The following is a 12,428-nucleotide window of genomic DNA, read 5'->3' as shown; positions in this document are numbered from 1 at the left end:
AGCGACACCCCCAGCATGAACGAGACACCCACCGAGCGTGAGCCCCGCACCGTGAGCGACATCCCCACCGTCGTCTGCGACCGCGTCGACATCGTCTACCGGGTCAACGGCACCGGCGCCGGACGCGGTTCCGCCACCGCCGCCCTGAACCGCATGCTGCGCCGCAAGAACGCCGAGAAGGCGGCGGGTACCCGCACGGTGCACGCGGTCAAGAACGTCTCCTTCGTCGCCTACAAGGGCGAGGCCATCGGCCTGATCGGCACCAACGGCTCCGGCAAGTCCACCCTCCTCAAGGCGGTCGCCGGCCTGCTGCCCGTGGAGAACGGCGCCATCTACACCGACGGCCAGCCCTCCCTCCTCGGCGTCAACGCGGCCCTGATGGGCGACCTGACCGGCGAGAAGAACGTCTACCTCGGCGGCCTCGCCATGGGCATGTCCCGCGAGGAGATCAAGGAGCGCTACCAGGATATCGTCGACTTCTCGGGCATCAACGAGAAGGGCGACTTCATCACCCTCCCGATGCGCACCTACTCCTCCGGCATGGGCGCCCGGCTGCGGTTCTCCATCGCCGCCGCCAAGGACCACGACGTCCTGCTCATCGACGAGGCCCTGGCCACCGGTGACGCGTCCTTCCGCATGCGGTCCGAGGAGCGCATCCGCGAGCTGCGCCAGCACGCGGGCACGGTGTTCCTGGTCAGCCACAACAACAAGTCCATCCGCGACACCTGCGAGCGGGTGCTGTGGCTGGAGCGCGGTGTGCTGCGCATGGACGGGCCGACCGAGGAGGTCCTCGCGGAGTACGAGGCCTTCACCGGCGACAGGGCCGACAAGACGAAGGCGAAGCCCAAGCCGAAGCCCAAGGTCACCCAGCCTTCCTGAACCTGCCTGAAACCTTCCTGAAGCAGACCTACGACCACGAGCCGCGCCGTCGCTACACGGCGCGGCTCGTGTCCGTCTGGAACACCCACGTCCGGTAGACGAGGAAGCGGAAGGCCGAGGCGAGCACGATCGACAGCGCCTTCACGATGTTGGATTCAAGCGGCCCGGCGAGACCGAGGCCGTGATAGCCGGCATAGAACAGACCGCTTTCCAGCACGACACCCACTCCGCTGAACACGAAGAAAAGTGCGATCTGCTGTCGTGTGCGCGAGGCCCGGTCCCGATAGGTGAAAAACCGGAAGCCCACGTAATTGGTCGCCATCGCCAGGCAGCTGGCCGCCACCGTCGCGGTCATGGCCGGCCAACGCAGGCCGTGCAGCAGCAGGTTGAAGACCAGGAAATTGACGAGGACACCGCTGCCGCCGACGACCCCGAATTTCACGACTTCGAGGACGACCCGCGGGACCGGCCGCCCCACCGTGAGTTGCACTGTCATGCGGCCGACCATATCCGAGACGTCCCGATTAGCAGGAAACGGTAATTTCGCCGCCCGTTTTCCCCTAAACATCGGCAAGAATAGGCATCGGTAAGAAAGAAAGCGCCCCGAGCCGTCATCGGCCCGGGGCGCCTTTCATGTCGTACGACTACTTCGTACAGCTACTTCGTTCGGCTGCTTCGTACCGCTACGAGTGCGTGCGCAGCAGCGTCCGCATCGTCCGCATGGCCACCGAGAGGTTGGCCAGGTCGAAGGAGTCCGAGCTGCGGATCTCCTCCAGGGTGGTCCGGGCCCGGCCCAGGATCGCGGTGTTCTTCTGCTCCCAGGCCTGGTAGCGCTGCTCGGGCGTCGAGGTGCCGTTGCCCGCGGCGAGCACGTCGGCGGTGAGCATCGCGTGGGCCGCGTACAGGTCCTCGCGGATGGAGGCGCGGGCCATCGACTGCCAGCGGTCGGCGCGCGGGAGCTCGATGATGCGGTCCATCAGCTGGGTGACGCCGAGCCGGTCGGCGAGGTCGTAGTAGACCTCGGCGACGTCCAGCGGCTCCTTGCCCGTGCGGTCGGCCACCGAGACGATGTCCAGCGCCGGGAAGGCGGAGGAGAAGCCGGCCACGCGGGTGGCGGCCTCGTCGGGCACACCGGCGCCGGACAGCTCGTCGTACACGTGCTGGTACCACTCCAGGTCCGCGCCGCGCAGCAGCTTCGGCAGCTGCTGCCAGACCTGCTCGACCCGCTCGGAGAAGAAGTCGACGGTCTCCAGCAGCTGGAGCGGCTGCGGCCGGTTGTTGAGCAGCCAGCGGGTGCCGCGCTCCACCAGGCGGCGGGAGTGCAGCCGGATCCGGGTCTGGACGGCCGCGTCGACCTTGTTGTCCAGCTCCTCGACCGCGTCCCACACCGGGGCCGAGCGGAAGATCGCGCGGGCCGCGGTCTGCGCCCTGACGATCTCCTCCAGGGAGGCCCCGGTCTCCTCGCGCAGCCGGTGCAGGTAGGTCGTGCCACCGGTGTTGACGGTGTCGTTGACCAGGACCGTGGTGGTGATCTCGCGGCGCAGCGGGTGGGTGGCGAGCGCGGCGGCGAACCGCTCGCGCAGGGCCGTCGGGAAGTAGGCGTGCAGCAGGCTGCTCAGGTACGGGTCGTCCGGCAGCGAGGTGGCCAGCAGCTCGTCGGCGACCGTGATCTTCGTGTACGCCAGCAGCACTGCCGTCTCCGGGCCGGTCAGGCCCTGGCCGGTGCCGATGCGCTCGCGGATCTGGCGGTCGGTGGGCAGGAACTCCAGGGCCCGGTCGAGATGACCTTCCCTGACCAGGTGGCGGATGAACCGCTGCTGGGCGTGGAGCATGTCCCCGGACTGGGCGAGCGCGTTGGCGATCGCCACGTTCTGCGCGTAGTTGTTGCGCAGCACCAGGGCGCCGACCTCGTCGGTCATCTCGGCGAGCAGCTTGTTGCGCTGCTTGACCGTCATGTCGCCGTCCGCGACCACACCGTTGAGCAGGATCTTGATGTTCACCTCGTGGTCGGAGGTGTCCACGCCCGCGCTGTTGTCGATGGCATCGGTGTTGATCTTGCCGCCCTGGCGGGCGAACTCGATCCGGCCGAGCTGGGTCAGGCCCAGGTTGCCGCCCTCGCCGACGACCTTGACGCGCAGGTCGGCGCCATCGACGCGGATGGCGTCGTTGGCCTTGTCGCCGACGTCCGCGTTGGACTCGGTCGACGCCTTGACATAGGTGCCGATACCGCCGTTCCACAGCAGGTCGACCGGCGCCGCCAGGATCGCCTTCATCAGCTCGGCCGGGGTCAGCTTGGTGACCTTCTCCTCGATGCCGAGGGCCTCGCGGATGTGGCCGTTGACCGGGATGGCCTTGGCGCTGCGCGGGAAGATCCCGCCGCCCTGCGAGAGCAGGTCGGTGTCGTAGTCGCCCCAGCTGGAGCGGGGCAGGTCGAACAGGCGACGGCGCTCGGCGAAGGAGGTGGCCGCGTCCGGGTTCGGGTCGATGAAGATGTGCCGGTGGTCGAAGGCGGCGACCAGGCGGATCTGCTCGCTGAGCAGCATGCCGTTGCCGAACACGTCACCGGACATGTCACCGATCCCGACGACCGTGAATTCCTCGGTCTGGGTGTCGACGCCCAGCTCTCGGAAGTGCCGCTTCACGGACTCCCAGGCGCCGCGCGCGGTGATGCCCATGCCCTTGTGGTCGTAGCCCGCGCTGCCGCCGGAGGCGAAGGCGTCGCCGAGCCAGAAGTTGTAGCTGCCGGCGACCTCGTTGGCGATGTCGGAGAACGTCGCCGTGCCCTTGTCGGCCGCGACCACCAGGTAGGTGTCGTCCTCGTCGTGCCGGACCACGTCCTGCGGGGGCACGACCTCGCCGGCCACCATGTTGTCGGTGATGTCGAGCAGCGCCGAGATGAACGTCTTGTAGCTGGCGATGCCCTCGGCCAGCCACGCGTCGCGGTCCACGCCCGGGTCGGGCAGCTGCTTGGCGACGAAGCCGCCCTTGGCGCCGACCGGCACGATGACGGTGTTCTTCACCATCTGCGCCTTGACCAGGCCGAGGATCTCGGTGCGGAAGTCCTCACGCCGGTCGGACCAGCGCAGACCGCCGCGCGCGACCTTGCCGAAGCGCAGGTGCACGCCCTCGACGCGCGGCGAGTACACCCAGATCTCGAACGCCGGGCGGGGCGCCGGGAGGTCGGGGATGGCCTGCGGGTCGAACTTCATGGAGACGTACGCGTGCGGCGCGCCGTCGACCGTCTCCTGGAAGAAGTTGGTGCGCAGCGTCGCCTTGATGACGGTCAGGAAGGAGCGCAGGATGCGGTCCTCGTCGAGGCTCGCCACCTGGTCCAGCGCCGCGTCCAGCTCCTCAAGGAGGGCGTCGGTGATCTCCAGGCCGGCCTTCTGCCGGTCCGGCGACATCCGCGCCTCGAACAGGGAGACGAGCAGCCGGGTGGTGTGGACGTTGTTGCGGAGCGTCGTCTCCATGTAGTCCTGGGAGAACGTGGACGCGGCCTGCCGCAGGTACTTGGCGTACGCCCGCAGCACCATCGCCTGCCGCCAGCTCAGCCCGGCGCTCAGCACCAGCGCGTTGAAGCCGTCGTTCTCCGCCAGGCCGGTCCAGGTCGCGGCGAACGCGTCCTGGAATCGCTCACGGCCGTCGTCACCCAGGTAGTCGCCGTTGCCGCCGCCGGACACCTTCGGCATGCGCAGCCCGAAGTCGTAGATCCACGCGGTCGTCCGGTCCGCGCAGCGCAGCTCGTACGGCCGCTCGTCGATCACCTCGACGCCCAGCCGGTTCAGGACCGGCAGCACGGCCGACAGGGAGATCGCCGCGCCCTTGCGGTAGATCTTGAACCGGCGCTCACCCGGGGCGGCGCCCACCGGCTCGTAGAGGCTGAGCGCGAAGTCGTTGCCCGCCTCCTCGGTGAGCCGCTCCAGGTGTACCAGGTCGGCGACCGCCGCACGCGGGGTGTGATCGGCCTTGTAGCCCTCGGGGAAGGAGTTGGTGTAGCGGCGCAGCAGCTCGGCCGCGCGCTCCTCGCCGCACTCGGCGTTGAGCGCCTCGGCGAAACCGTCGGCCCACGAGCGGGCCGCCTCGACCAGGCGGGCCTCGATGCGGTCCTTGTCGGCGTCGGACAGCTCGGGCAGCTCGGTGCCCTGCGGGACGCGGACCACGAAGTGCAGCCGGGAGAGGATCGACTCGGTGTTCCAGGCCGTGAAGTCGACGCTGGTGCCGCCGAGCTCCTCCTTCAGGATGTCGATGATCCGCAGCCGGACGCCGGTGGTGTAGCGGTCGCGCGGGAGGTAGACGAGGGCCGAGTAGTAGCGGCCGTACTCGTCCTGGCGCAGGTACAGCCGCAGCCTGCGGCGCTCCTGGAGGTAGAGCACGCTCGTGACGATCGACTCCAGCTCCGGGACCGGGGTCTGGAACAGCTCGTCGCGCGGGTACGTCTCCATGATCTGCATCAGGTCACGGCCGTCGTGGCTGTTGGGCGAGAAGCCCGCGCGCTCCAGCACCGCGTCGACCTTGCGGCGGATGACCGGCACCCGGCGCACCGACTCGGTGTAGGCGGCGGACGAGAACAGGCCCAGGAAGCGCCGCTCACCCACCACGTTGCCGGCCGCGTCGAACTTCTTGACGCCGATGTAGTCCAGGTACGACGGCCGGTGCACGGTCGCCCGGCTGTTCGCCTTGGTCAGGACGAGGAGCTTGTGCTCACGGGCCTTGGCGCGCGCGTCGGCGGGGAGCCGCTCGAAGGACGGGCTGACCGGGTGGCCCTCCTCGCCGGCGTGCTGCGGGTCGGAGCGCAGGATGCCGAGGCCGGTGCCGGGCACGGCGGCCAGCGAGTCGTCCTCGCGCAGCTCGTACTCGCGGAAGCCGAGGAAGGTGAAGTGGTCGGCGGCCAGCCAGCGCAGCAGCTCGCGGGCCTCCTCGACCTCGGGGCGCGGCAGGTCGCCGGGCACCGGCTCCTCGCCGAGGTTCTCGGCGACGCGGACGGCCGCCTCCCGCATCTTCTCCCAGTCCTCGACGGCCTCACGGACGTCGGAGAGGACGCGCAGCAGGTCGGCGGTGATCTGCTTGAGGTCGGAGCGGTCGGTCTCGCGGTCGATCTCGACGTGGATCCAGGACTCGACGTGCGTGTCGTGCGGCAGTTCCTCGTCGTCGGACGGCGGGGTGGGCAGCACCTCGATCAGCTTGCCGGTGAGGTCGCGGCGGACGGCGATCTGGGGGTGGATGACGACGTGGATCCCGCGCCCCTGCCGGGTCAGCTCATTGGTGACCGAGTCCACGAGGAAGGGCATGTCGTCGGTGACGACCTCCACCACCGTGTGGGTGCAGGTCCACCCGTTCTCCTCGACGGTCGGGGTGTGGACCCGGACGTTCGCGGTGCCCTGCGGGCGGGTCTCGGCGAGACGGTAGTGCGAGACGGCGGCGCCGAAGACGTCGACCGGGTCGCGGTCGGCGAGGTCCTCCGGTGCGGTGTGCAGGTAGTAGCGCTGGAGGAACGCGAAGACGGACTCATGGTCCGCCTCTCCCGTCGTCCCAGTCGGTAGGTGCCCCCCGGCCGGGCTGTTCTCAGCTACCCGGGCGGCCCGATCGAGCAGCTCGGCCTTGGCTTCGTCCAGCTTGGTCTGCATTGTCCTCTGGCTCCTGTCGCGCGCCATTGCGTGACGTAGAAGGAAGTACGGGCTCTTCCCCCTGCGGCTCGACGCCACGGCCGGGGTCTCCGGTCTGCTCCGACGCTATGCCGCAAGGTGAGATGAGCGGGGGGTATTGAGCCATATTTGAGCTGCTCCGCAGGTGTGATGCTGCTCTCGGCAGCGAACCCGCCAGGGCCGCTTTCGGCGCCCTCCGCCCGGGAAGACCAGCGACCGCCGCCCGGTCACGGAGGTGTTCCGTGCAAACCGGGCGCAGGGCAGGGGCACCGATGCCCCCGCGAACTATCGCGCTGATCACGCCACCAAGGCTATCGCTCCCTACCGGGGGGCCGTCATGAGCCGTATGTGTACAAAACAGGGGGTGGAACTTTGACGTTCTGCACAGGGGCGCTGCGCTGGCTTGGCCGACATGGGGGCTGGGGATGCGTTTGACAGCGCGGGTGAGTGGGGGCTGATCGCGCAGTTCCCCGCGCCCCTACGGGGCGCCCCTCAGCCGCGCCCCACATAGCTGCGGGCAGGCGTGCCGCAGGGCGGCACGGGTGGGCGCAGCGGCACCCTGCAAGCGCCGGTAAGCGTCCCCACCCCCGGCCCCAGCCCACCGGCACTGGCACCGGCACCGGCACCGGCACCGGCACCGGCTCACGCCACCAACCGCTCCGCCTCCTCGACCGCCTCCGCCAGCGAGTCCACGACGGGTACCCCGACCTCCTCCAGGCTCGCTCTCCCGTGCGACCCCCCGGTGTACAGCACCGCCTTCGCCCCCACCGCCCGCGCCGCCACCGCGTCATCCGCCGCGTCCCCGATCACCACGGTCCGCCCGGGCTCCACATCCGCCAGCTGCCGCAGATGCCGCACCATGTGCTCGGCCTTGCTGCCCCCCGACGGCCCGATCCGCCCCTCCACCCGGAGGAAGTGCGGCTCGATCCCGAAGCCCCGCACCAGCGGGACCAGGTCGTCATGCGCGTACATGCTCAGCAGCGACTGGCTGCGCCCCGCCGAACGCCACCCGACCAGCAGCTCGGCCGCCCCCTCGGTCAGCCCGCAGCGGCCTCGGTGCTCGGTGTAGTACCGGTGGAAGATCTCGTCCATGACCTCCCACTCGGCCTCCGTCGGAAAGCGCCCCATCAGCCGCTTGTAGAACTTCGGCACCGGCACGCAGTACAGCGCCCGGTACTGCTCCAGCGTTATCGGCGCCAGGCCCAGCTCGGCCGAGGCCGCGTTCGTCGCCCCGATGATCGCGTCGTTGTCGTGGAACAGCGTCCCGTTCCAGTCCCAGACGATGTGTGCGTTTTCCTGCTTCCCCATGCCAAAAACGCTACCCGCCGCCACTGACAATCAAGACCGCCGGCACATCATCGCAGGTCACAGAAGCCCGGCCGGCTCCCGTCGGCCCCACTCAGCCGCCGAACCCCACCAGGTTCCGGATCTCCTGCGTCGCGTACCAGAGCAGCTCGTGGTCCTCGGCCCCGTCCACGACGAACTGCGCGTCGTCGTCCCCGCCGTCCGCCGCCTCGAGGGCCTCGGCCGCCGCCGTCACGTCCTCCTCCGCGTCGTCGGAGTCGACGTGCACCGAGGCCGCCTTGGCCAGCGCCACCGTCCCGGTGACCCGGACCTCGCCCAGCGCGGCCGGGTCGAGCCCGCGGTCCGGGTCGGCCGCCGCCGTGCCGTCGGGCACGTCCACGGCGACCACGACCCGGCGCCGCATCGCACCCGGGTCGGCGGCGAGGAGCCGCAGGGAGGCCAGCGCGGCCCGGTTGAGCGCGGCGTACTCCAGTTCCTCTATGTCGTCGGAGAGGTACCACTCGCGCAGCGCGGGCGTGACGGCGTAGGCGACGAAAGGACCGGTCCCCAGCTCGCCCGTCCTGTGCGCCTCGGCAAGCCCGGGGAGGGTCAGGGGGACGTAGACGCGCATGACTGGCCGCTCTCTTCCGGGACTTTTCGACTACTCGACTCTGCGTCTCCCGAAGGTTCTGGAACCTCCCGGAGGGCCTACAGGATACGTGTGGGCGTCCCCTTTCGGGTCCCGGGCGGTGACGTCGGGGGCGTCCACCCGACGCCCTGTGATTCACCCGGTACCGCCGCCCGCCCACGGGGTTTCCCGCACCTTCGACCACTCGGATAGGTGAACATTCCCGGGCCTCCGACATGGACCAGCGCCGCCTTGCTGTCGGCGACCCGGCCCCCGTACAAGATCCGTAACCGAAAGTTACCGCCCGGTACCCGCCGGGCCCGCCGAACGGGGATCCCCATGAACAAGGTCATGACCAGGACCGCCCAGCTCCGCCCGGGCACCCGGCCGCCGGGCCGCCGCGACTCCCGCCGGCCCGGCTCCCCCTCCTCCCGCCGGCCTCTCACGCCTCCGGCGGCCCCGCCGAGCCCACGCCCCACCGACCTCTTCGCGGAGCGTCTGCTGGCCGTCCTGAGCGGCCGCCGCCCCGTCCACTGGATGCTCCGGCACACCGCGGGCCATGCCTACGACGACCTGGCCCGGCTCGCCGAACGCGGCCCCCTGCGCACCCGCGGCACCGACCCCGTCGTCCGCGACATCGGCTACTACGTACCGCGCGCCGGCGCCCTGGAGGTCTTCGCCCGCATCGCCGCGGGCGACCGGTTGCGCGCGATGGCCTTCCGCCTGGAACAGGGCGCGGACCTGCGCTGGCGCTGCACGGCCGTGGAGATGGGCGGCCCACGCGCGCCTCACGGCACCTGACAGCCGGGCGGAGGGCGCGGGGCACCTGTCCGACGTCCCAGCCGCGCAGGTGCCCGTCCCATGCCGAAGGGCCGGCCCCCTCTCGGGTGACCGGCCCTCGCGAAGCGCTGGTGCTGGGGTTACTTCCTGCGGCGGCGGATGCCCTTCGCCTGCTTGCGGCGCTCGGCGCGGGTCAGGCCGTCGGCCTCGGAGCGGGCCGGCTCCTCGTCGTCGTAGTCGAAGTCGCCCTCGACGATGCCGCCCTCGCCGTCCACAGTGGCCGCCGAGAAGTGCATACCCCGCCGCTGCGGCGCCTCCAGACCCTTCGCGCGGATCTCGGGACGGGAACCCGCCTGGGCCGGCACCGCGTCCTGGACGCCCTCCGCGGCCTCGGTGTCCTCCACCGGGACCTCCTCGACCTGCTGCTCGACCTGGACCTCCAGGTTGAACAGGTAGCCGACGGACTCCTCCTTGATGCCGTCCATCATCGCGGTGAACATGTCGAAGCCCTCGCGCTGGTACTCGACCAGCGGGTCCTTCTGGGCCATCGCGCGCAGGCCGATGCCCTCCTGGAGGTAGTCCATCTCGTAGAGGTGCTCGCGCCACTTGCGGTCCAGGACCGACAGCACGACCCTGCGCTCCAGCTCACGCATGATCTCGGAGCCGAGCTGCGTCTCGCGCGACTCGTACTGCTCGTGGATGTCGTCCTTGATGGACTCGGAGATGTACTCGGCGGTCAGGCCCGCGCGGTCGCCGGCCGCCTCCTCCAGCTCGTCGACGGTGACCTTCACCGGGTAGAGCTGCTTGAAGGCGCCCCACAGGCGGTCGAGGTCCCAGTCCTCCGGGAAGCCCTCGGCGGTCTCCGCACCGACGTACGCGTCGATGGTGTCGTCCATGAAGTGATGGATCTGCTCCTGCAGGTCCTCGCCCTCCAGGACGCGGCGGCGCTCGCCGTAGATGACCTCGCGCTGACGGTTGAGCACCTCGTCGTACTTCAGGACGTTCTTACGGGTCTCGAAGTTCTGCTGCTCGACCTGCGACTGCGCGGACGCGATCGCGCGGGTGACCATCTTGTTCTCGATCGGCACGTCGTCCGGCACGTTCGCCATGGACATCACGCGCTCGACCATCTGGGCCTTGAACAGGCGCATCAGGTCGTCGCCGAGGGAGAGGTAGAAGCGGGACTCGCCGGGGTCGCCCTGACGGCCGGAACGACCACGCAGCTGGTTGTCGATCCGGCGCGACTCGTGCCGCTCGGTACCGAGGACGTAGAGGCCGCCGAGCTCCTTGACCTCGTCGAACTCGGCCTTGACGGCCCGCTCGGCCTTCTCCAGGGCGGCGGGCAGCGCGGCCGCCCACTCCTCGATGTGCTCCTCGGGGTCGAGGCCGCGCTGGCGCAGCTCCGCCTCGGCGAGGTCCTCGGGGTTGCCGCCGAGCTTGATGTCGGTACCACGGCCGGCCATGTTGGTGGCCACCGTCACGGCACCCTTGCGGCCGGCCTGGGCGACGATCGACGCCTCACGCTCGTGGTGCTTGGCGTTGAGCACCTCGTGCTGGATGCCGCGCTTGGAGAGCTGCTGCGAGAGGTACTCCGACTTCTCGACGGAGGTCGTGCCGACCAGGATCGGCTGGCCCTTCTCGTGCTTCTCCGCGATGTCGTCGACGACCGCCTCGAACTTGGCGACCTCGGTGCGGTAGATCAGGTCCGACTGGTCCTTGCGGACCATCGGCCTGTTCGTCGGGATCGGGACCACGCCGAGCTTGTAGATCTGGTGGAACTCGGCGGCCTCGGTCATGGCCGTACCGGTCATGCCGGACAGGCCGGGCTGTTCCTTCTCGTTGTGGTCGTGACGCTTGTAGAGGCGGAAGAAGTTCTGCAGGGTGATCGTGGCGAGGGTCTGGTTCTCGTCCTTGATGTCCACCCCTTCCTTCGCCTCGATCGCCTGGTGCATGCCCTCGTTGTAGCGGCGGCCGGCGAGGATACGGCCGGTGTGCTCGTCGACGATCATGACTTCGCCGTCCATGACGACGTAGTCCTTGTCCTTCTTGAAGAGCTCCTTCGCCTTGATGGCGTTGTTCAGGTAGCCCACCAGAGGGGTGTTCACCGACTCGTAGAGGTTGTCGATGCCCAGCCAGTCCTCGACCTTGCTGACACCGGACTCGTGGATGGCGACCGTGCGCTTCTTCTCGTCGACCTCGTAGTCGCCGGTCTCCTCGATGCCCTTGAGCGGGTTGCCGGCCTCGCCCTTCTTCAGGCGCAGGACCAGCTTGGCGAAGTCGCCGTACCACTTGGTGGCCTGGTCGGCCGGGCCGGAGATGATCAGCGGCGTACGGGCCTCGTCGACCAGGATGGAGTCGACCTCGTCGACGATGGCGAAGTTGTGGCCGCGCTGGACGAGCTCGTCCTGGGCCCACGCCATGTTGTCACGCAGGTAGTCGAAGCCGAACTCGTTGTTCGTGCCGTACGTGATGTCGCACGCGTACTGCTCGCGACGCTGGGCCGGCGTCATGTTGGCGAGGATGCAGCCGACGGTGAGGCCCAGGAACTTGTGGACGCGGCCCATCATCTCGGAGTCGCGCTCGGCCAGGTAGTCGTTGACCGTGATGAGGTGGACGCCCTTGCCCGACAGTGCGTTGAGGTACGCGGGCAGGGTGCCGACGAGGGTCTTGCCCTCACCGGTCTTCATCTCGGCCACGTAGCCGAGGTGGAGGGCCGCGCCACCCATGATCTGCACGTCGTAGTGACGCTGGCCGAGGGCGCGCTTGGCGGCCTCGCGGACGGTCGCGAACGCCTCGGGAAGCAGGTCGTCGAGGCTCTCGCCGTCGGCGTAGCGCTGCTTGTACTCATCGGTGAGGGCCCGCAGCTCGGCGTCGGAGAGGTCGACGAAGTCCTCTTCGATGGAGTTGACCTGGTCCGCGATGCGGTGCAGCTTGCGCAGGATCTTGCCTTCGCCTGCACGCATGATCTTCGAGAGGACGGACACGGGGGTTTGTCTCCTTGCCGGTCGGGCCTGGGAGGGTCGGTTTCCATTTGACGTACTGAGCAACGGCCATCGTATGCGAGGACCCGGCCGCGTCGGGAGGCCTGGGCGACCCAACGGCCCTCCGTCGCCTTCCCGAGGGCCCTGTGAGCCCGCTTCGTGTCACTGTTCCAGGGGACTGACGGGTGGTGCCGGGTGGTGTCGCCGGGTTTTGCCGCTTCATGAAGGACAACG

The 12,428-nt window shown here is 69.4% G+C and carries 7 protein-coding genes; 2 read left to right on the top strand and 5 right to left on the bottom strand.

What is annotated here, in order from left to right; translation table 11 throughout:
* Window positions 1-15: 15 nt before the first annotated feature.
* On the top strand, window positions 16-879 hold the full coding sequence (locus KVT45_RS05445; protein WP_217545767.1) for an ABC transporter ATP-binding protein: 864 nt from the start codon (window positions 16-18) through the stop codon (window positions 877-879).
* Window positions 880-931: 52 nt separating this feature from the next.
* Here the strand turns inward: KVT45_RS05445 and KVT45_RS05440 are convergent, their stop codons facing one another.
* The 4 genes from KVT45_RS05440 to KVT45_RS05425 all read right to left on the bottom strand — a co-directional run bounded on the left by KVT45_RS05440 (window position 932) and on the right by KVT45_RS05425 (window position 8,436).
* On the bottom strand, window positions 932-1,375 hold the full coding sequence (locus KVT45_RS05440; RefSeq protein WP_254646374.1) for a GtrA family protein: 444 nt from the start codon (window positions 1,373-1,375) through the stop codon (window positions 932-934).
* Between the two features lie 187 nt (window positions 1,376-1,562).
* On the bottom strand, window positions 1,563-6,503 hold the full coding sequence (locus KVT45_RS05435) for an NAD-glutamate dehydrogenase (protein ID WP_217545342.1): 4,941 nt from the start codon (window positions 6,501-6,503) through the stop codon (window positions 1,563-1,565).
* 660 nt (window positions 6,504-7,163) lie between these two features.
* Window positions 7,164-7,829: an HAD family hydrolase gene (locus KVT45_RS05430; protein ID WP_217545341.1), complete on the bottom strand. Its 666-nt coding sequence runs from the start codon at window positions 7,827-7,829 to the stop codon at window positions 7,164-7,166.
* A gap of 91 nt (window positions 7,830-7,920) precedes the next feature.
* Window positions 7,921-8,436 carry a hypothetical protein gene (locus KVT45_RS05425; RefSeq protein ID WP_217545340.1) on the bottom strand — a complete coding sequence of 172 codons (516 nt, stop codon included), beginning with the start codon at window positions 8,434-8,436 and terminating at the stop codon, window positions 7,921-7,923.
* A 336-nt stretch (window positions 8,437-8,772) separates the two neighbouring features.
* Here KVT45_RS05425 and KVT45_RS05420 point away from each other — a divergent pair, with 336 nt between their 5' ends.
* Window positions 8,773-9,234: an Rv3235 family protein gene (locus tag KVT45_RS05420; protein ID WP_089106569.1), complete on the top strand. Its 462-nt coding sequence runs from the start codon at window positions 8,773-8,775 to the stop codon at window positions 9,232-9,234.
* A gap of 119 nt (window positions 9,235-9,353) precedes the next feature.
* On the opposite strand, the gene secA is transcribed toward KVT45_RS05420, so the two are convergent.
* Window positions 9,354-12,197 carry a preprotein translocase subunit SecA gene (gene secA / locus KVT45_RS05415; RefSeq protein WP_217545339.1) on the bottom strand — a complete coding sequence of 948 codons (2,844 nt, stop codon included), beginning with the start codon at window positions 12,195-12,197 and terminating at the stop codon, window positions 9,354-9,356.
* Window positions 12,198-12,428 lie beyond the last annotated feature (231 nt).

It is taken from the genome of Streptomyces sp. GbtcB6, from assembly GCF_019091475.1.
Taxonomy (GTDB): Bacteria; Actinomycetota; Actinomycetes; order Streptomycetales; family Streptomycetaceae; genus Streptomyces; species Streptomyces hyaluromycini.
Note: the sequence above shows the minus strand (reverse complement) of the source record. Positions and strands in the feature narration are given on the sequence as shown.

Excerpts from the sequence above, each read along its gene's own strand:
- KVT45_RS05445 (WP_217545767.1), top strand. The coding sequence starts at position 16 with ATGAACGAGACACCCACCGAGCGTGAGCCCCGCACCGTGAGCGACATC.
- KVT45_RS05440 (WP_254646374.1), bottom strand. The coding sequence starts at position 1,375 with ATGACAGTGCAACTCACGGTGGGGCGGCCGGTCCCGCGGGTCGTCCTC.
- KVT45_RS05435 (WP_217545342.1), bottom strand. The coding sequence starts at position 6,503 with ATGCAGACCAAGCTGGACGAAGCCAAGGCCGAGCTGCTCGATCGGGCC.
- KVT45_RS05430 (WP_217545341.1), bottom strand. The coding sequence starts at position 7,829 with ATGGGGAAGCAGGAAAACGCACACATCGTCTGGGACTGGAACGGGACG.
- KVT45_RS05425 (WP_217545340.1), bottom strand. The coding sequence starts at position 8,436 with ATGCGCGTCTACGTCCCCCTGACCCTCCCCGGGCTTGCCGAGGCGCAC.
- KVT45_RS05420 (WP_089106569.1), top strand. The coding sequence starts at position 8,773 with ATGAACAAGGTCATGACCAGGACCGCCCAGCTCCGCCCGGGCACCCGG.